This window comes from Flavobacterium sp. (genome assembly GCF_044361015.1).
In the GTDB taxonomy this organism is placed as follows: Bacteria; Bacteroidota; Bacteroidia; order Flavobacteriales; family Flavobacteriaceae; genus Flavobacterium.
Map to the genome: position 1 here is coordinate 1 of NZ_JBIKJL010000006.1, position 18,017 is coordinate 18,017.

Sequence of the window (18,017 nt, forward strand, 5' to 3'; positions counted from 1 at the left end):
TTAATCCCTTTTGTTTTTCTTCTCGCGTTTCTCTTCTTTCTTCTCTTTCGCTGTTTTTAAAGGCTCTTTCTTCACGTTTTTCTTAGCATCTTGACTCTTTGCCATACTTTTTTGGTAATGCTATTAGAAGCATCTTAGTAAAGATAGTGCTTATTTTATAAATAATTACAATCCCAGTTGTTTTTGAATAGAAAGTGGAAGCAATTCATCAAAAGAATGAAATTTCGGGTTACGTTCAATGAATTTCCATTTATTGTTGGTAGAAGCTGAGGCAACCGCAATCCAAGTTGTGTTTTCTTCTACAAAATAGCTATTTCGATTGGATTCATATTTTACTGATTTATAATGCGGTATCTCCTTATAAGTGGCTAAATCTCTCTTAATTTGGTCATCAGTAACTTTATTCTCCAGATTGATTCGAAAGGAATTTTTGAATGTAATCACACAATACTTTGCTTTCTCAATTTCTAAAATTGGACCATATATAAAAGTCATTGTTGGAAATACAATTCGATTGCCTAAAACATCATTTTGAAACCATTCATCTAAATTAGAAACGATTGTTTCAGTAGTATATTTTTCAAAATAGTTGGGGTGATACTGCGAAGTAATTCCTTCAAAGTTCATATTGTAGTGTGCGTCGTAGAAATTTTTAGTTTCTGTTTTTAAATTTTCTATGGATTGTGAATAGAAAATTGTAAAATTTAAAATTAAAAGAAGATTTATAATTTTTTTCATTTAATCTAATTCTCTAAAAAAGTAATCGTTTCATGAACCATTTTTATCATATCAGCTAATTCTTTTGAGTTGTTCCCTTCTTCATCTTTAGAATCTTGAAAAGCTATAAAACGGGTTTTGTAATCGTTTAACGGAATCTCAAAGAATTCCAAACTTAATAATTGACCAACCAATGTTATATTAATTCTTGTGCCGGAAAGTATTTTGTTTCCTAATTGAATTTGTTTTTTTTCAGTTTTGCAATTTTTTTTACCGAATTGTTCAACCATTAAATCTATATATTCCTGCATTTTCATGTCATTATCAATTTCAAAATATAAGATAACTACATTATTGCCGTCAAATGTCCAATTATTATAACCAAAATCTTTGTCTACTTCAAAAGCAAAGTTTGAAGGATAATGAAAACTAACGGTTCCGCTATCAAATTTTTTAAAACCAAGTAATTCGATTTTTAATTTTGATTTTGTAGCGGAATGATTTATTTCTAATTCATCTCCTTCAGAATAGAAATATTCTTTGGAATCAACCTCAACTTTAAATTGATTTTTGGGTTCTAAAAAGGGACTATTGTTTTTTTCTTGCGAATAAAGGCTTTGAAAGGAAACAAAAATAAAGAATAGTATAACTGTTTTTTTCATTGTTCGATTTTTTTCAAATATAAAAAATCCCCAACAGTTTAGAACCATTGGGGATTATATTATTTGATTTATTTAAAATTAGTTCACTAAAACCCAATCACCACTGGCAATCATGCTTTCTGCTTTTTTAAATTTCATACTTTCCGTTTTACCACTCATTACATGTTTGATAGTTACGGTATCGTTTCGGTTGATTTTCGGCATTTCACGTACAATGGTTTCGGTTACTGCTGGTCGCTGACTAGCCATTTCACCGGCTTCTCTGTTGGCTTTTGCACCATCGTTTATTTCTGTTGAAGCTTTTGATTCAGTGTAATTTTCTTTCTGACGAATTTGTTTTGCTTCTTGAATAGCCGCATTACCTTGATTTGGTAAATCACCTTTAAATAAGAACGAAATGACCTCTTTATTTACTTTATCCAACATTGCTTTAAACAAATTAAAAGCTTCAAATTTATAAATCAACAGCGGATCTTTTTGTTCGTGAACGGCTAATTGTACGGATTGTTTTAATTCATCCATTTTGCGTAAATGCTTTTTCCAAGCTTCATCTACAATGGCTAAGGTGATATTTTTTTCAAAATCAGCTACTAATTGTTTTCCTTCCGAATCATAGGCTTTTTTCAAATCGGTCACCACATTTAATGTTTTTTGACCATCACTAAATGGAACTACAATTCGTTCGTAATGATTAGATGGATTCTCATAAACATTTCTGATTATAGGGAAGGCTTCACGAGCATCACGGACATTTTTTTCATCATAATGGGATAATGCGGCTTTATAAATTTTTCCGGTGATTTCTATTTCAGTAAGTTTAGTAAACTCACTTTCGGTAATTGGTGAGGTAATCGAAAAATATCTTATCAATTCAAATTCAAAGTTTTTAAAGTTTGAAGCTGCTTTGTTTTCATTCGTTATGTTTTCACAGGTATCATACATCATGTTGGCGATATCCACTTTCAAACGTTCGCCATGCAAAGCGTGTCTTCTGCGTTTGTAAACCACCTCACGTTGAGAATTCATTACGTCATCATATTCTAACAAACGTTTACGAACACCAAAGTTGTTTTCTTCTACTTTTTTCTGAGCTCTTTCAATCGATTTGGTCATCATCGAATGCTGAATCACTTCGCCTTCTTTCAAGCCCATTCTATCCATTACTTTGGCCACTCGTTCAGAACCAAATAAACGCATCAAATTATCTTCTAAAGAAACATAAAACTGTGAACTTCCCGGATCACCCTGACGACCGGCACGACCACGTAACTGTCTGTCCACACGACGTGAATCGTGTCGTTCAGTGCCGATAATCGCTAAACCTCCTGCGGCTTTAACTTCCGGTGTTAGTTTAATATCGGTTCCACGACCGGCCATATTGGTGGCAATAGTTACAATTCCGGCTTTACCTGCTTCTGCAACAATTTCTGCTTCTCTTTTATGCATTTTTGCATTCAAAACGTTGTGTGGAATGTTTCTCATCTTCAACATTCTACTTAATAATTCTGAAATTTCAACTGAAGTTGTTCCAATCAAAACCGGTCTTCCTGCTTGAGATAATTTTGTAACATCTTCAATAACAGCATTAAATTTTTCGCGGGTAGTTTTGTATATTAAATCTTCCTGATCTTTTCTCGACATCGGACGGTTGGTTGGAATTTCCACCACGTCCAATTTATAAATTTGCCAAAGTTCACCGGCTTCTGTTACAGCTGTTCCTGTCATACCGGCTAATTTGCTGTACATGCGGAAGTAATTTTGAAGTGTAACGGTTGCAAAAGTTTGCGTTGCTGCTTCAATTTTTACATTTTCTTTGGCTTCAATTGCTTGGTGTAATCCGTCAGAATAACGACGGCCATCCATAATACGACCGGTTTGCTCATCGACAATCATGATTTTATCTTCCATGATTACATATTCCACATCTTTTTCAAAAAGTGTGTAAGCTTTTAATAATTGAGTTAGCGTGTGAATGCGTTCCGATTTAATAGAAAAATCTTGAAACAATTTCTCTTTTTCTTCGGCTTCAGCATCTTTAACCAAATTCATTTTTTCAATTCGGGCAATTTCAGTTCCGATATCTGGTAAAACAAAGAAATTTCCATCGGTATCTTGTGATAAAAATTTGATCCCGTTATCGGTTAATTCTACCTGATTGTTTTTTTCTTCAATAACAAAATATAATGCTTCATCCACTTTGGGCATTTCGCGATTATTATCTTGCATATAATTATTTTCAGTTTTTTGAAGCAATTGTTTGATTCCTTCTTCACTCAAAAACTTAATTAATGCTTTATTTTTTGGCATCGAACGATACGCTCTCAACAATTGAAACCCGCCGTCTTTGGTGTTTCCTTCTTTGATTAAACGTTTGGCTTCGGTTAAAAATCCGGTTGCTAAATTACGTTGTAAAGAAACTAAATTATCAACTTTTGGCTTCAATTCATTAAATTCATGTCTGTCTCCTTGCGGCACCGGACCTGAAATAATTAAAGGTGTTCTGGCATCATCAATCAAAACCGAATCGACCTCATCCACAATAGCATAATTGTGTTTGCGTTGTACTAAATCGTTTGGCGAATGAGCCATGTTATCTCTTAGGTAATCAAAACCGAATTCATTATTAGTACCATACGTAATGTCCGCATCATATGCTTTTCTTCTGGCATCGGTATTTGGTTGGTGATTATCAATACAATCAACTGTTAAACCATGAAATTCAAATAAAGGAGCTTTCCATGTACTGTCACGTTTTGCCAAATAATCATTCACGGTAACTAGATGCACACCGTTTCCTGTTAAGGCATTCAAATAAAGAGGTAGAGTTGCAACTAAAGTTTTTCCTTCCCCAGTTTGCATTTCGGCAATTTTTCCTTGATGCAAAACGACACCACCAATCAACTGAACATCATAGTGAATCATGTCCCAAGTAATTTCTTTCCCGGCAGCATTCCATGAATTTGCCCAAATTGCATCGTCACCTTCAAGCGAGATATATGATTTTGTTGCTGAAAGTTCGATGTCCTTTGGAGTTGCTTTTACTTTAATTGAATTATTATCTTTAAAACGTTTAGCCGTTTCTTTCACTACAGCAAAAGCTTCCGGTAGAATTTCTAATAAAACTTTTTCAGAAATTTCATAAGCTTCTTTTTCCAATGCATCAATTGTTAAATACAAATCTTCGCGTTTATCGATATCTAAAATCTGCTCAACTTCTGTTTTTAAGGAAGCAATTTTATTGTCTTTTTCAGCACGGGCTAATTTTATAGTTTCTTTGAAAGCTGTAGTTTTTGCACGCAGTTCGTCATGTGAAAGCGATGCTAAATTGCTTTCATATGTTTTAATTTTATTTAAAAAGGGTTTTATTGCTTTGACATCTTTCTCGGATTTGTCGCCAACAAATGCTTTAAGAATACTATTTATGAAACTCATGATTATTGTTTTTAAGTGTGCAAATTTACACAAAAAAAAAGCCTCTAGTGAGACTTCTTTCTGGTGATTTTTTATTTTTCTTTAATATTCGTCCTCGTTCCAAAGATAATCTTCGTCTGTAGGATAATCCGGCCAAATTTCTTCCATTGATTCATAGATTTCACCTTCATCTTCTATAGATTGAAGGTTTTCCACTACTTCAAGTGGAGCTCCCGTTCTAATAGCATAGTCAATAAGCTCATCTTTGGTGGCTGGCCACGGTGCATCACTTAAATAGGATGCTAATTCTAATGTCCAATACATCTTCTATCGATTTAATTTTATGCAAAAATAATTTTTCTGCTGAAATAGTCAAGTAAAAAGTGATTTATTTTACCAAAAAGTATTTTTTTTACTTTTTAAAAGTTAAGAACGTGGTTAAAATAGTGGTCAGTGTTCAGTTTTTAGTGTTCAGTTTAAACTGATGACTAAAAACTGCCAACTGATTACTCTTTCCTCGGAATCCATTTTACTTCATCCGCTTGAAGGTCAAATGACAACTTTCGTGCCAAGACAAAAAGGTAGTCAGAAAGGCGGTTTAAGTATTTTAAAACCTGCTCATCTGTTGGTTCTAATTCGTGAAGGTGCACGGATAAACGTTCGGCTCTTCGGCAAACACATCTTGCAATATGACAATATGACACTGTTGTATGTCCGCCGGGTAAAACAAAATGCGTCATTGGGGGTAATGAATCGTTCATCGAATCGATTTCATTTTCCAATAATTGAATGTCTTCTTCGGAAATTCGATTGATATTTAACCGTGGTTGACCATTTTTTAAAATCTCTTTTTCGGGCGGTGTGGCTAAAATGGCTCCAACCGTAAAAAGGCGGTCTTGCACTTCAATTAAAATGTTTTTATATAATTGATTGATGTTTTGGTCGCGAATTAAGCCGATGTGTGAATTTAATTCGTCTACTGTTCCATAACTTTCAATACGAATGTGATGTTTGGGAACTCTAGTTCCGCCAAAAAGTGCGGTGGTTCCGCTATCGCCGGTTTTGGTGTATATTTTCATTTTTGAGGTGCTAAGGTTCTGAGGTGCTAAGGTACTAAGTTTTTTTAATTGGGTTGAATTAAATCGTAGTTTTAAGATGATACGGATAACCTCAGTACCTTAGTACCTTAGCTTCTTATTACCTTCAAAAAACTTTCTACAAATCTTTCTCTTGACCCATGAGCCAAATCAAAATATAAATCGGGTTCAATGAGTTCAACTTCCATCAAATGGAGTTTATTTTTGATGACTATACCGTCAACGCGAGCATATAAAAGTTTTTCGGGAATTTTTGATAGAACTAATTCGGCTTGAAGTATTAAATCATCATTGGGTTCAATCAAAGTATATTTTCCTCCGTATTGAATTTGAACTCTGAAATCTGTCGAAACCGGTTTTTTGTTGACTGCATGTGAAAAATTTCCGTTAAAGAAAATCAGCGATGTTTCGCCCAATTCTTTTATTTCAGGACGAAATTCTTGCAAAAGAAAATCTTTGGTTTCAAAATGTTCTTTGAATTCTGTTTGGATGGATTCAATTTCACTTCTATTAATTAATTTTGTCAAATAGCTCCCGGCCGAAAACGCTGGTTTGATGACAATTTTCTCCCAATTCCAAGGAATTAAATGGTGTAAATTTGAAGTTGAATTTTTTTCTAAAAAGATTGTCGGAAGTATCGAAATTCCGTCTTTTTCTAATTCTTTTAAATAAAATTTATGTTTGTTTTTTTGGATGATTGAAATCGGATTAAAGGTTTTAATTCCTAACGATTCGATTTTATACAACCATTGGTTAAACGCAATTTCTTTTTGATAATAATCCCACGTATTTCTAAAAATAAGGTAATCAAATTCAGTCCAATCAACCGATTCATCATCCCAAATAATTGCTTTTGCAGTAATATTTCCTTTTGCAAAAAGTGGAATTAATTTTTGATCCGATTCTAAAAGTTCAGGTAATCGGGCACAAGTGAGTATTCCAACATTCATTCGGTTAATGTTTCTTTTTTGAATAATAGCTAGTCTTGAAATTACGATTTCGTCGATTTTCTCTGTGTTTATTTGCCATTCGAGTAATAATAGCAACGGCTATAAATAAAACTACAAGAATAATAATAAGTGTTTTCATAAAATAAACTTAATACACAAAGGTACAAATTGTTTATTTTACTCGCTCGTCTTTTTCGATAATTCCGTCACGCAAACGAATAATTCGGTGTGCATAAGCCGCAATTTCTTCTTCGTGCGTAACCAAAATTACAGTATTTCCGTTGTTATGAATTTCATTAAAAAGTCCCATAATTTCTTCGGAAGTTTTTGAATCTAAATTTCCGGTGGGTTCATCGGCCAAAATAATTGAAGGTTTGTTCACTAAAGCTCTAGCAATAGCAACACGCTGACGTTGACCACCGGAAAGTTCATTGGGTTTATGGTCCATACGGTCGGCTAAATTCACTTGCTTCAATACTTCATTTGCTCTTTCGTTGCGTTCCGTTTTTGAATATCCGGCGTAAACCATCGGTAAAGCTACATTGTCCAAAGCCGTTGTTCTTGGCATCAAATTGAAGGTTTGGAATACGAATCCGATTTCTTTGTTTCTGATTTCAGCTAACTCGTCATCGTGCATTTTGCTGACATCTTTTCCGTTTAGAATATACGAACCTGAAGTAGGGGTGTCTAAACATCCTAAAAGATTCATTAACGTTGATTTCCCTGATCCGGATGGTCCCATCAAAGCAACATATTCACCTTTATTAATTTCTAAATCGATGCCTTTTAGAACATAAATCGTTTCACTTCCTAAAATAAAATCTCGTTTTAGATTGGTTATTTTGATTAATGGATTTGCCATTGGTTTTCGGATTTTTGATTAACGATTGCAAATTTTTTGATTTACAATACTCGGATTATAAGTAGTAAAAATACATTAAATGTTACACTATTTTTTAAAATCAAACTCGAATAACAAAATGTTCTTTCTCTTGTTCTTTTCTAAAAAATACAATTCCCCATTGAAAAGTATCAATCGTAACGGTCACTTTCGGATTATTTTTAATTATTTCCCAAGCTTCTTCCATGTCTTTTGACCAATGAATGTCATCAAAAATCCAAACAGATTCGTTAGAAATGATTGGTAATAAAAGTTCAAAGTAGTCTAAGGTTGCTTTTTTAGAATGATTTCCGTCAAAGTAAATTAGTTGTGGGTTGCGAGTTGCGGGTTGAAGTTTTTTTAGATAGTCTTCAAATTTTGTGTTTATAAATTCAATGTTGTTTAGATTTTGTAATTGACACTGATTTTTTGCAATTGAAATTGTTTGTAAACATCCTTCCAACGTAATTATTTTCGAATTTTTACTTCCTAATGAAAGAGCAATTGTAGCCAATCCCAACGAAGTTCCAATTTCTAATACACTTTCCGGATGAAAATAGTTTGTAATTCTAAATAACAATTCAGCTCTTGTGGGAGAAATTCCGGCATTTTTTGCAATTGCTGAAATTTTTCGTTGATTGGATTTAAAAACTCTTGAACCGGCTCCAAAATCGGTTACTTCAATTGTATTTTCGTTTGCTAAAAGGGATTTTCGGTATTCTTTTAAAATGGAATATTCAGGATATTTTTTTTTATCATAAAAACATTTTGTCACCAAATCGAACACAAATGGCGAATGAACTCCGTGTTGGTTTTTGGATTTTAGTAAAAATTTAAAATATGATTTTATGATATGAAACATTTCAATTTTTTTCTAAACCATCAAGATATTAAGGGAATTAAGAAACCTTAATTTAACTTAATATCTTGATGGTTTAAATAGTTATTCAATTTTCGAAGAAAGTTCAAACCATCGCTCTTCCTTTTCTTCCAATTTCTTTATAATCTCTTGCAACTCATTCGCTTTTTTCTCAATAGCATCATCAGTTACTTTCCCATCGGCAAACAATTGTTCGATTTGCTTTTTCTCAAATTCCAACTCTTTGATTTCCCGTTCAATTTTTTGAAATTCTTTTTGTTCGTTAAATGATAAATTTCCTGTCGAATTATTTTGTTTCCAAGCTTTTTTGTCAGCTTTGTGTTCTTCTTTTAAAGCCACATCAGCACTGTCTTCATAGGCTCTAAAATCGGAATAATTACCCGGAAAATCTTCAATTTCACCTTCACCTCGAAACACAAATAAGTGATCGACAATTTTATCCATAAAGTAGCGATCGTGGGAAACCACTATCAAACAACCCGGAAAATCTAATAGAAAACTTTCTAAAACATTTAATGTGACAATGTCTAAATCGTTGGTAGGTTCATCCAAAATCAGAAAGTTCGGATTCTGAATTAAAACCGTACACAAATACAAACGTTTCAATTCGCCACCACTCAATTTTTCTACAAAATCATATTGTTTTTTTGCATCAAAAAGGAATCGTTCCAGCAATTGCGAAGCCGAAATAATTTTACCTTTCGTTAGCGGAATGTATTCGCCATACTCTTTAATAATATCGATAACCTTCTGACCCGGTTTTGGGTTGATGCCGCTTTGCGTATAATAACCCACCTTAATTGTTTCGCCAATCACCACTTTTCCGGCATCGGGCAACATCGTTTTGGTCAAAATATTTAAAAAAGTCGATTTTCCTGTTCCGTTTTTTCCGATAATTCCAATGCGTTCGCCACGCTGAAAATCATACGAAAAATTGTCAAGAATCACTCTGTCTTTGAATTTTTTATACAGTTTATGAAGCTCAATAATCTTGCTTCCCATTCGTTCCATGTTGATTTCCAACTCCACCACATTTTCTTTTCGGCGACTTTCGGCTTTTTCTTTAATCACATAAAAATCATCCTGACGAGATTTCGATTTGGTTGTACGTGCTTTCGGTTGGCGACGCATCCATGCCAATTCTTTCACAAAAAGATTCTGAGCTTTGTCGATACTGGCGTTTTCAGAAGCAATTCGTTCTTCTTTTTTCTCCAAATAATACGAATAGTTTCCTTTGTATTGGTATAGTTTGCCGTTATCGAGTTCGACAATTTCATTACACACACGTTCCAAAAAGAAACGGTCGTGCGTCACCATAAACAACGTAATATTTTCTTTGGCAAAATAACTTTCCAACCATTCTATCATCTCCAAATCCAAATGGTTGGTAGGCTCATCCAAAATCAATAAATCCGGACGATTAATCAAAATAATTGCTAACGAAAGTCGCTTTTTTTGTCCACCCGAAAGACTTTTGACTTTCAATTTAAAATCCTCCAATTTCAATTTGAACAAAATCTGTTTGAATTGCGTTTCAAAGTCCCACGCATTGTGTTGATCCATCAAATCAAACGCTTTTTGATAAGCTTCTTCATTTTCCGGATTTTCTAATGCTTTTTCATACTGCTCAATTACTTTCAGCGTTTCGTTATCACTGGCGAAAATGCTTTCCTCAATTGTCAATTCATCTTGCAATTCATTTTTTTGCGACAAAAAAGCCATTCGGATATTTTTACGAACCACTACTTGTCCTGTATCCGGTTCATCAAAACCATTGATGATGTTCATAATGGTCGTTTTTCCCGAACCGTTTTTAGCGATGAAAGCAATTTTTTGGTCTTTGTTGATACCAAAGGAAATGTTTTCAAATAATACGCGTTCGCCATAGGCTTTGGATATATTTTCTACTGAGAGGTAATTCATTTAATTTGTCAATGAGGCAATTTGCCAATTAATCAATGGTTTTAAAAGTGCAAAAGTAATGCTTTATTTTTTCTGAAACGAATTGTTGAAACATTTGACTTTGCTAGAAATGCAAAGAAAAAATCACTATTTTTACTTTTTTAAAAGATACTGTCATGAGTAAAAAGAACCCAAGCCACGAAAACAAACAAATCAACAAAGTTGAAGAGCCAACAACTGACTATAATGTAGAAAAAAATGCTGTTCAAGAGGAAGAATTGCATCCGGTTTTGGTGAAACTTTTGGAAAAATCAATTCAAGAAGCTAATGAAGGAAAATTAATTCCACACGAAGAAGCGATGAGAAGAATAAAGGAAAGATATCCTTTTTTGAAATGAGTTATCACCTCGACTGGACTTTTTCTGCACTAAATTCATACTATGAAGAAATCGAATTCATTTACTTAAAATGGAATCAAAATGAAGTTTTGAATTTTGAGAAATTAGTAGAAAAGGAATTAGAAAGACTTTCTAAAAATCCAACTTTAGGAAAAATAAATTTTAAAAACAATTATTCAATTGCAATTTCTAAACAAACAACTCTGATTTATCGAATAAATGATAAAGTTAAATCAATTGAACTTCTTTTATTTTGGAACAATTTAAAAAATCCGGAAGATTTAAATAAGTTGCTGTAAATTTGCCCTATGCAACTATCCGTCATTATTCTCAATTACAACGTACGCTATTTTCTTGAGCAATGTGTGCTCAGTGTTCTAGACGCTTTACAACACATTGATGGCGAAATAATTGTTGTTGATAATCATTCGTCTGATGATAGTTGTCAAATGATGAAAGCCCGTTTCCCTAGCATTAGACTAATTGAGAACAAAGAAAACACCGGTTTCCCAAAAGGAAATAACATTGGAGTTGCCGAAGCGAAAGGCGAATATATTTGCATCCTCAATCCCGACACCGTTGTCGCAGAAGATACTTTTACAAAAATTTTGGGTCATCTACGGCAAACTCCCCCCTCGGGGGCTGGGGGGCTTGGTTGCAAACTAATCGACGGCACAGGAAATTTTCTTCCTGAAAGTAAGCGTGGTATTCCAACTCCATGGGTGGCATTTACAAAAATATTCGGCTTGTATAAAATTTTTCCAAAAGTTTCACTCTTCAATCAGTATTATGCTCAGCATTTATCTGAAAATGAATCGGGTGTAGTTGATATATTGGTAGGTGCTTTTATGGTGATGCCGCGTGAATTATATTTGGAGCATGGTGGGTTTGACGAAAACTGTTTTATGTATTCAGATGATATTGATTTGAGTTATCGATTGCTGCTATCGGGCAAGTCTAATTTTTATTTTAGTGAAACTTCAGTCATTCATTACAAGGGCGAAAGTACCTTGAAAGATGGCACTTATAGGAAGCGATTTCAAGAAGCAATGGAGTATTTTTATAGCAAACACTTTAAAAAATCAGCTTTTTTTAGTTTTTTTATGAAAGTAGGAAGTGTTTTTTTTGCCTTTTTGAAGAAAAATAAAATAACTGATTCTAAAAGTATGGTTGACCATTATATACTGATTTCTGAAAATCAGTTATTAAAAGAAAAGCTCGAAAAATTGTTAGGAAAAAATGTGAAAGTCATTCCATCTTCCTTTAAAAATGAATTATCTTCGCTTTTAAAAGGAATAAATACAAACATTGAAATCATTTTTGATCAGAACTATTTAACTTTTTCAACTATTATTTCAGCAATGGAATTGCATAAAAATGAGAAAGTAACCTTCAAAATCATTCCTAATCATAGTAATTTTATGATTGGAAGCAACAGCAGCAATGATCGAGGAGAAGTCGTGATGATTGAAGGTTGATTACTGAATTTTGAGGTTTTTAGAACTCTGTAAAATTTTTTAATCCGTGAATATTCGTGAAATTCGTGTCAAATAAAATTATTGATAATGATAATAATCAGTCCTTTTTTTAGTAATTTCGCAAACTGAAACACAAAATAAACCTTTAGGTTATCGATATGGCAAAATTTGAATTGAAATTGCCCAAAATGGGAGAGAGTGTTGCGGAAGCGACCATCACTAATTGGCTTAAAAAAGTAGGCGATAAAATTGAAGTTGACGAAGCAGTCTTGGAAATTGCTACCGATAAAGTAGATAGTGAAGTTCCATCTGAGGTTTCGGGAACAATTACTGAAATACTTTTCAACGTTGACGATGTTGTCAAAGTAGGACAAACGATTGCTATTATTGATACCGAAGGCGGAAGTGCTTCAATTGAAGTTCAAAAAGTTGAAGTTTCACCGGCCATTGTTGAAATAGAAAAAGCCATTGAAGTTGCCAAAGAAGTTGTTCATGCTGCTGCACCAATTGCTGTTGATTTTTCCTCATCTGAAAAATTCTTTTCACCTTTAGTGAAAAACATTGCAAAGGAAGAAGGGGTATCGATTGCAGAATTAGAAAAAATAAAAGGTTCAGGAAAAGAAGGTCGTGTGACCAAAGATGACATTATATCGTACGTAAAAGACAGAGCCAACCAACCGGTTGCAACTGCTCCAAAAGCAGAACCAATTGTTGCTGAAATTTCGAAACCGGAGGTAAAAGCAGTTGTGAAAATTGAAACAACTCCTGAGAAAAAAATACCGGTTTCTGTAAACGGTCAAGATGAAATCATTGAGATGGACCGTATGCGGAAATTGATTTCCGGCTATATGGTTTCCTCCTTGCAAACTTCTGCTCATGTACAGTCGTTTATCGAAGTGGATGTAACCAATATTGTAAATTGGAGAAACAAAGTCAAAGATGCTTTTGAAAAAAGAGAAGGTGAGAAGTTGACTTTCACACCTATTTTCATGGAAGCTGTGGCAAAAGCCATCAAAGACTTCCCAATGATTAATATTTCTGTAGAAGGTGATTATATCATTAAAAAGAAAAATATTAATTTAGGAATGGCTGCAGCATTACCAAACGGAAACTTAATTGTTCCTGTTATCAAAAATGCAGATATGCTAAACCTTGTCGGATTAACCAAAACGGTGAATGATTTGGCAAATCGTGCTCGAAATAATCAATTAAAACCGGATGAAATTCAAGGTGGAACCTACACTGTTACCAACGTTGGAACATTTGGAAGCGTTTTTGGGACACCGATTATTAACCAACCTCAAGTAGCAATTTTAGCATTGGGAGCAATTCGTAAAGTTCCGGCTGTAATTGAAACTCCAACCGGAGATTACATCGGTATCCGTCACAAAATGTTCTTATCACACAGTTATGACCACCGTGTGGTAGATGGTTCGTTAGGCGGACAATTTGTGAAACGTGTAGCGGATTATCTAGAAGGTTTCAGCGAAAACAGAGAATTTTAGATTTTTTAAAGATAAAAATTCAACCCTTTCTTAGTTTTAACTCTGAAAGGGTTTTTTAATTTTATTTATTAAAAGTATTTTAAAAAAACGAGAACAATCCACTAAAGGTTATTTCAATCCCTTATATTTGCTCTCCTAAAATTTTAAAATGGAACTCAAATTAAACCGCCCCATCTGCTTTTTTGATCTCGAAACCACGGGTGTGGAAGTAGCGAAAGACAGAATTGTAGAAATTTCAATCTTTAAAGTTTTTCCCAACGGGAATAAAGAAAGTAAAACATGGTTGGTAAATCCAGAAATCAAAATACCGTTTCAAGTTTCTCAAATTCATGGGATAACCGATGAAAAAGTAGCCAACGAACCCACTTTCAAGGAGCTTTCCAGTCAGGTATATGCCATGATTAAGGATTCCGACTTGGCGGGCTTTAATTCCGATCGATTTGATATTCCATTATTGGCCGAAGAATTATTGCGAGCCGGCGTTGATTTTGATATGAAAAACAGGGTTTCGGTTGATGTACAGACTATTTTTCATAAAATGGAAGAGCGAACTTTAAGTGCTGCTTATAAATTTTACTGCGGACAATCCTTGGAAAATGCTCATTCAGCAGAAGCAGATACAATGGCAACCTACGAAATTTTAAAATCGCAATTAGAGAGGTATCCTGAATTGGAGAACGATATGAAATCGCTTTCTGAATTTACTACACGAAAAAAATCTGTTGATTTTGCAGGATTTATTGCTATGAATGATAAAGGACAAGAGATTTTTACCTTTGGAAAGCACAAAGGAGCTTTGGTCGAAAAAATATTAGAGGAAGAACCTGGCTATTTTGGTTGGATTCAAAACGCTGATTTTCCTTTGTATACCAAAAAAGTACTGACCGCCATCAAATTACGAAAATTGAATAATAAGCTATCTTAGCAAAACTTAGAACCTCAGTACCTTAGAACCTCAGTACCTCAAAAAATGAAAATAATCTGCATCGGAAGAAATTACACCAAACACATTGAAGAGCTTCAAAATGAGCGACCGGATGAGCCAGTGGTCTTTTTGAAACCTGACAGTGCTGTTTTATTGAAGCAACATCCGTTTGTGATTCCTGAATTCAGTGATGATATTCATCACGAAGTGGAAATACTCGTTCGAATTAATAAAGTTGGGAAATATATTGAAACAAAATTTGCTCATAATTATTATGATGAAATCGGACTTGGGATTGACTTCACCGCTCGTGATTTACAAGCAAAACTCAAAGACAAAGGATTGCCGTGGGAAAAAGCGAAAGCTTTTGACGGTTCAGCGGTTATTGGCAACTTTTTATCGAAAAAAGATTTCAGTTCCACAGAAAGTATTAATTTTGAATTGAAATCTAACGGAGTTACCGTACAAAAAGGGAACACGAGCCACATGTTGTGGAAAATTGATGAACTTATTGCCTATGTTTCTCAGTTTTTTACACTTAAAATTGGCGATATTATTTTTACCGGAACACCAGAAGGGGTGGCTCAAGTAAAAACTAATGATATTCTAGAAGGATTTATTGAAGAAAAAAAATTATTCCGAATTCAAGTAAAATAAAAAATGGCATTAAACTACAACCTAGCCAAAGTGTATGCACTTTCAGACAACGACCCTGAGTTCGTTTTACAGATAATTACCTTATTCGTTAGCGAAATTCCGGAGGATTTAAAGTTTGTCAAACAAGGTATCGAGGAAAAAAATCACAAATTAGCCTACAGCTATGCTCACAAAATTAAGCCAACACTTGATTTATTAGGAATGAACGTTGCTTATGAAGAAATTCTTCAGGTAGAAGCATGGACAAAACGCGAAGGAAAACGAAACGAAATCAAAGAAATTTTTAAGTCAATTGAAGACCAAGTTGAAAAAGCCGTCAAAGAAATAAACAAAGATTTCGATTTATAAAAAGCTATTCCGGCTATTCACTACAAGTCCTCACTAAAAAACCTGTTTTTCTTAGCCAAAAAGTAGCTTCCCTTGGTCGCTCTTTTTTGACAAGAAAAATTAGTTTTTTTAGCTCCGGGCTTTCCGCTACTATCCGGGCTAGAAAAGTCGTTGAGAATCTGAGTTCCTAAGTCGCTAAGTGATTTAGCAAAAAAAAACCTCAACAACTCAGTCACTCAGCAACTCAGCACCTCAAAAAATGAAAGCAACTATCATCACCATCGGAGACGAAATTCTTATCGGACAAATTACCGACACTAATTCCGGTTTTATAGCTAAATCATTGGATAAAATTGGCATTCAAATACATGAAATGATTTCCATCAGCGACGATAAAAGCCACATTTTGGAAACCTTCGCGAAGGTGCAGAATGAAGTAGACTTTGTCATTATTACAGGTGGTTTGGGACCAACAAAAGATGATTTAACTAAAATAACATTCTGTGATTATTTTCAGGATACTTTGCAGCGAAATTCAACAGTAGAAAATCATATTGTAGCACTTTTTACTAAAATGAATTTTAATGTTTCTCAAGTTAATCGTGATCAAGCCTTACTTCCATCAAAAGCAATTGTTTTACAAAATCAATTCGGGACCGCACCCGGAATGTGGATGACTAAAGAAAAGACTGTCTTTGTTTCTTTACCCGGTGTTCCCTATGAGATGAAAGCTATTGTCACCAATGAACTAGTTCCGAAAATTGTAAGTGAATATAAGCGACCATACATATTGCACAAAACGATTCTAACTTACGGACAAGGTGAAAGCATCGTAGCGGAACGTATCGAACCTTGGGAAGATAATTTGCCCGGTTTTGTGAAATTAGCTTATTTACCTAATCCGGGACGTGTTCGTTTGCGTTTAACGGCAAGAGGTCCAAATGAAAGTATATTGCAAACAACTATTAATGATTTAGTTGAAAAGCTAGTTGAAATTATTGGCGATATCATCGTAGGCTTTGAAGAAGATGAAAGTATTGAGTTGGTTTTAAGGGAATTATTATCCCAAAAAGGGCTTACACTTTCTACCGCCGAAAGTTGTACAGGTGGAAAAATATCCGAAATAATTACTTCAATTTCCGGTTCATCCAATTATTTTCGAGGTGGTATTGTTTCTTATGCAACAGACACTAAAGTTTCCTTACTTGGCGTGAAACAATCTACAATTGATGCTTTCTCTGTAGTGAGTACTCAAGTTGCAGAAGAAATGGCGTTAGGTGTACAGAAAGTTTTGAGGTCTGATTTTGCTGTTGCAACCACCGGAAATGCCGGACCTTCTAAAGGAGATGCTGATGCTTCTTTGGGAACAGTCTGTGTAGCTATAGCAACTCCAAACGGAGTTTTTTCAGAGCAATTTAACTTTGGTCAACCGCGTCAAAAAGTAATTGATAGAGCAGTAAATAAAGGACTTGAAATGCTTCTGAAAGAAATTTTAAAAAACTACTAAAATTTGTTTGTGTAATAGATTACTTTTTTGTTTCTTTGCACCCTGATTTTGAATAACGATAAAAGATAAGCATAATGTCAAGAGTTTGTGACCTTACAGGTAAAAGAGCGATGGTAGGAAACAATGTTTCTCACGCGATGAACAAAACTAAGAGAAAATTTTCTGTGAACTTAGTTAAAAAACGTTTCTATCTTGCTGAAGAAGACAGATGGATTTCTTTAAGAGTAGCAGCGTCTACAATTAAAACGATTAATAGAAAAGGGTTGTCTGCTGTGTTGAAAGACGCTAAAGCAAAAGGTTTTATATCTTAATTCAACTCTAAAAAATAAAGAAAAATGGCAAAGAAAGGCAATAGAATTCAGGTAATTTTAGAGTGTACAGAGCATAAAAACTCAGGTGTTCCGGGAACATCTCGCTACATTACAACGAAAAACAAAAAGAATACTCCTGACAGATTAGAGATTAAAAAATTTAATCCTATCTTGAAAAAAGTAACTATTCATAAAGAAATTAAATAAGATAAGAAATGGCAAAGAAAACCGTAGCAACATTACAAACAGCGTCAAAAAGATTAACAAAAGCCATTAAAATGGTAAAATCTCCAAAAACTGGAGCATATACTTTTGTTGAATCTGTAATGGCTCCTGAGCTAGTAGATTCTTTCTTAACTAAGAAATAATTTACTTTACTCCATTATAGTAAAAGCTACTTTCCTTGAGAG

General features: G+C 34.1%; 20 protein-coding genes. 11 read left to right on the forward strand and 9 right to left on the reverse strand.

The features are described from left to right. Nucleotides 1-165 precede the first annotated feature (165 nt). The 9 genes from ACIQ2Z_RS03190 to ACIQ2Z_RS03230 all read right to left on the reverse strand — a co-directional run bounded on the left by ACIQ2Z_RS03190 (nucleotide 166) and on the right by ACIQ2Z_RS03230 (nucleotide 10,520). Nucleotides 166-738 (reverse strand): hypothetical protein, encoded by a 573-nt coding sequence (locus ACIQ2Z_RS03190; RefSeq protein ID WP_396182719.1) that lies wholly within the window; start codon nucleotides 736-738, stop codon nucleotides 166-168. Between the two features lie 5 nt (nucleotides 739-743). After that, nucleotides 744-1,379 carry a hypothetical protein gene (locus tag ACIQ2Z_RS03195; protein WP_396182720.1) on the reverse strand — a complete coding sequence of 212 codons (636 nt, stop codon included), beginning with the start codon at nucleotides 1,377-1,379 and terminating at the stop codon, nucleotides 744-746. 78 nt (nucleotides 1,380-1,457) lie between these two features. Then, nucleotides 1,458-4,811 carry a preprotein translocase subunit SecA gene (gene secA / locus ACIQ2Z_RS03200; protein WP_396182721.1) on the reverse strand — a complete coding sequence of 1,118 codons (3,354 nt, stop codon included), beginning with the start codon at nucleotides 4,809-4,811 and terminating at the stop codon, nucleotides 1,458-1,460. Nucleotides 4,812-4,892: 81 nt separating this feature from the next. Beyond that, nucleotides 4,893-5,114, reverse strand: coding sequence for a DUF2795 domain-containing protein (locus ACIQ2Z_RS03205; protein ID WP_002986941.1), 222 nt, complete (start codon nucleotides 5,112-5,114; stop codon nucleotides 4,893-4,895). Nucleotides 5,115-5,296: 182 nt separating this feature from the next. Beyond that, complete coding sequence (locus tag ACIQ2Z_RS03210; RefSeq protein WP_396182722.1) at nucleotides 5,297-5,869, reverse strand: cob(I)yrinic acid a,c-diamide adenosyltransferase; 573 nt, start codon at nucleotides 5,867-5,869, stop codon at nucleotides 5,297-5,299. Between the two features lie 107 nt (nucleotides 5,870-5,976). Continuing rightward, nucleotides 5,977-6,933, reverse strand: coding sequence for a RimK family alpha-L-glutamate ligase (locus ACIQ2Z_RS03215; protein WP_396182723.1), 957 nt, complete (start codon nucleotides 6,931-6,933; stop codon nucleotides 5,977-5,979). Between the two features lie 76 nt (nucleotides 6,934-7,009). After that, complete coding sequence (locus tag ACIQ2Z_RS03220) at nucleotides 7,010-7,699, reverse strand: ABC transporter ATP-binding protein (RefSeq protein ID WP_396182724.1); 690 nt, start codon at nucleotides 7,697-7,699, stop codon at nucleotides 7,010-7,012. Nucleotides 7,700-7,799: 100 nt separating this feature from the next. Next, nucleotides 7,800-8,579 carry an O-methyltransferase gene (locus ACIQ2Z_RS03225; RefSeq protein WP_396182725.1) on the reverse strand — a complete coding sequence of 260 codons (780 nt, stop codon included), beginning with the start codon at nucleotides 8,577-8,579 and terminating at the stop codon, nucleotides 7,800-7,802. An 81-nt stretch (nucleotides 8,580-8,660) separates the two neighbouring features. Then, nucleotides 8,661-10,520, reverse strand: coding sequence for an ABC-F family ATP-binding cassette domain-containing protein (locus ACIQ2Z_RS03230; RefSeq protein WP_396182726.1), 1,860 nt, complete (start codon nucleotides 10,518-10,520; stop codon nucleotides 8,661-8,663). Between the two features lie 155 nt (nucleotides 10,521-10,675). Between ACIQ2Z_RS03230 and ACIQ2Z_RS03235 the strand changes: the two genes are divergently transcribed. From ACIQ2Z_RS03235 to ACIQ2Z_RS03285, 11 genes are all read left to right on the forward strand, one after another. Continuing rightward, nucleotides 10,676-10,897, forward strand: coding sequence for a hypothetical protein (locus ACIQ2Z_RS03235; protein WP_396182727.1), 222 nt, complete (start codon nucleotides 10,676-10,678; stop codon nucleotides 10,895-10,897). After that, nucleotides 10,894-11,196 (forward strand): type II toxin-antitoxin system RelE/ParE family toxin, encoded by a 303-nt coding sequence (locus ACIQ2Z_RS03240; RefSeq protein WP_396182728.1) that lies wholly within the window; start codon nucleotides 10,894-10,896, stop codon nucleotides 11,194-11,196. Before ACIQ2Z_RS03235 ends, ACIQ2Z_RS03240 begins: the two co-directional genes overlap by 4 nt. Before the next feature lie 9 nt (nucleotides 11,197-11,205). Continuing rightward, on the forward strand, nucleotides 11,206-12,375 hold the full coding sequence (locus tag ACIQ2Z_RS03245) for a glycosyltransferase family 2 protein (RefSeq protein ID WP_396182729.1): 1,170 nt from the start codon (nucleotides 11,206-11,208) through the stop codon (nucleotides 12,373-12,375). 158 nt (nucleotides 12,376-12,533) lie between these two features. Further along, a complete protein-coding gene (locus ACIQ2Z_RS03250) occupies nucleotides 12,534-13,880 on the forward strand; it encodes a dihydrolipoamide acetyltransferase family protein (RefSeq protein ID WP_396182730.1) in 1,347 nt (448 codons plus the stop codon). A 148-nt stretch (nucleotides 13,881-14,028) separates the two neighbouring features. Then, the gene (locus tag ACIQ2Z_RS03255; protein WP_396182731.1) at nucleotides 14,029-14,805 is read left to right on the forward strand and encodes an exonuclease domain-containing protein; all 777 of its coding nucleotides are present in this window, start codon (nucleotides 14,029-14,031) and stop codon (nucleotides 14,803-14,805) included. A 45-nt stretch (nucleotides 14,806-14,850) separates the two neighbouring features. Then, nucleotides 14,851-15,462 carry a fumarylacetoacetate hydrolase family protein gene (locus ACIQ2Z_RS03260; protein WP_396182732.1) on the forward strand — a complete coding sequence of 204 codons (612 nt, stop codon included), beginning with the start codon at nucleotides 14,851-14,853 and terminating at the stop codon, nucleotides 15,460-15,462. 3 nt (nucleotides 15,463-15,465) lie between these two features. Beyond that, nucleotides 15,466-15,810: an Hpt domain-containing protein gene (locus ACIQ2Z_RS03265; protein WP_396182733.1), complete on the forward strand. Its 345-nt coding sequence runs from the start codon at nucleotides 15,466-15,468 to the stop codon at nucleotides 15,808-15,810. A 238-nt stretch (nucleotides 15,811-16,048) separates the two neighbouring features. Then, the gene (locus ACIQ2Z_RS03270) at nucleotides 16,049-17,296 is read left to right on the forward strand and encodes a CinA family nicotinamide mononucleotide deamidase-related protein (protein WP_396182734.1); all 1,248 of its coding nucleotides are present in this window, start codon (nucleotides 16,049-16,051) and stop codon (nucleotides 17,294-17,296) included. A gap of 74 nt (nucleotides 17,297-17,370) precedes the next feature. After that, a complete protein-coding gene (gene rpmB / locus ACIQ2Z_RS03275; protein ID WP_396182735.1) occupies nucleotides 17,371-17,607 on the forward strand; it encodes a 50S ribosomal protein L28 in 237 nt (78 codons plus the stop codon). A 24-nt stretch (nucleotides 17,608-17,631) separates the two neighbouring features. Beyond that, nucleotides 17,632-17,814, forward strand: coding sequence for a 50S ribosomal protein L33 (rpmG, locus tag ACIQ2Z_RS03280; protein ID WP_290861549.1), 183 nt, complete (start codon nucleotides 17,632-17,634; stop codon nucleotides 17,812-17,814). 8 nt (nucleotides 17,815-17,822) lie between these two features. Beyond that, the gene (locus tag ACIQ2Z_RS03285; protein WP_290861547.1) at nucleotides 17,823-17,975 is read left to right on the forward strand and encodes a DUF4295 domain-containing protein; all 153 of its coding nucleotides are present in this window, start codon (nucleotides 17,823-17,825) and stop codon (nucleotides 17,973-17,975) included. Nucleotides 17,976-18,017: the final 42 nt, after the last annotated feature.

Coding starts and splice junctions, on each gene's coding strand:
- ACIQ2Z_RS03190 (WP_396182719.1), bottom strand. CDS start 738: ATGAAAAAAATTATAAATCTTCTTTTAATTTTAAATTTTACAATTTTC.
- ACIQ2Z_RS03195 (WP_396182720.1), bottom strand. CDS start 1,379: ATGAAAAAAACAGTTATACTATTCTTTATTTTTGTTTCCTTTCAAAGC.
- secA (WP_396182721.1), bottom strand. CDS start 4,811: ATGAGTTTCATAAATAGTATTCTTAAAGCATTTGTTGGCGACAAATCC.
- ACIQ2Z_RS03205 (WP_002986941.1), bottom strand. CDS start 5,114: ATGTATTGGACATTAGAATTAGCATCCTATTTAAGTGATGCACCGTGG.
- ACIQ2Z_RS03210 (WP_396182722.1), bottom strand. CDS start 5,869: ATGAAAATATACACCAAAACCGGCGATAGCGGAACCACCGCACTTTTT.
- ACIQ2Z_RS03220 (WP_396182724.1), bottom strand. CDS start 7,699: ATGGCAAATCCATTAATCAAAATAACCAATCTAAAACGAGATTTTATT.
- ACIQ2Z_RS03225 (WP_396182725.1), bottom strand. CDS start 8,579: ATGTTTCATATCATAAAATCATATTTTAAATTTTTACTAAAATCCAAA.
- ACIQ2Z_RS03230 (WP_396182726.1), bottom strand. CDS start 10,520: ATGAATTACCTCTCAGTAGAAAATATATCCAAAGCCTATGGCGAACGC.
- ACIQ2Z_RS03235 (WP_396182727.1), top strand. CDS start 10,676: ATGAGTAAAAAGAACCCAAGCCACGAAAACAAACAAATCAACAAAGTT.
- ACIQ2Z_RS03240 (WP_396182728.1), top strand. CDS start 10,894: ATGAGTTATCACCTCGACTGGACTTTTTCTGCACTAAATTCATACTAT.
- ACIQ2Z_RS03245 (WP_396182729.1), top strand. CDS start 11,206: ATGCAACTATCCGTCATTATTCTCAATTACAACGTACGCTATTTTCTT.
- ACIQ2Z_RS03250 (WP_396182730.1), top strand. CDS start 12,534: ATGGCAAAATTTGAATTGAAATTGCCCAAAATGGGAGAGAGTGTTGCG.
- ACIQ2Z_RS03255 (WP_396182731.1), top strand. CDS start 14,029: ATGGAACTCAAATTAAACCGCCCCATCTGCTTTTTTGATCTCGAAACC.
- ACIQ2Z_RS03260 (WP_396182732.1), top strand. CDS start 14,851: ATGAAAATAATCTGCATCGGAAGAAATTACACCAAACACATTGAAGAG.
- ACIQ2Z_RS03265 (WP_396182733.1), top strand. CDS start 15,466: ATGGCATTAAACTACAACCTAGCCAAAGTGTATGCACTTTCAGACAAC.
- ACIQ2Z_RS03270 (WP_396182734.1), top strand. CDS start 16,049: ATGAAAGCAACTATCATCACCATCGGAGACGAAATTCTTATCGGACAA.
- rpmB (WP_396182735.1), top strand. CDS start 17,371: ATGTCAAGAGTTTGTGACCTTACAGGTAAAAGAGCGATGGTAGGAAAC.
- rpmG (WP_290861549.1), top strand. CDS start 17,632: ATGGCAAAGAAAGGCAATAGAATTCAGGTAATTTTAGAGTGTACAGAG.
- ACIQ2Z_RS03285 (WP_290861547.1), top strand. CDS start 17,823: ATGGCAAAGAAAACCGTAGCAACATTACAAACAGCGTCAAAAAGATTA.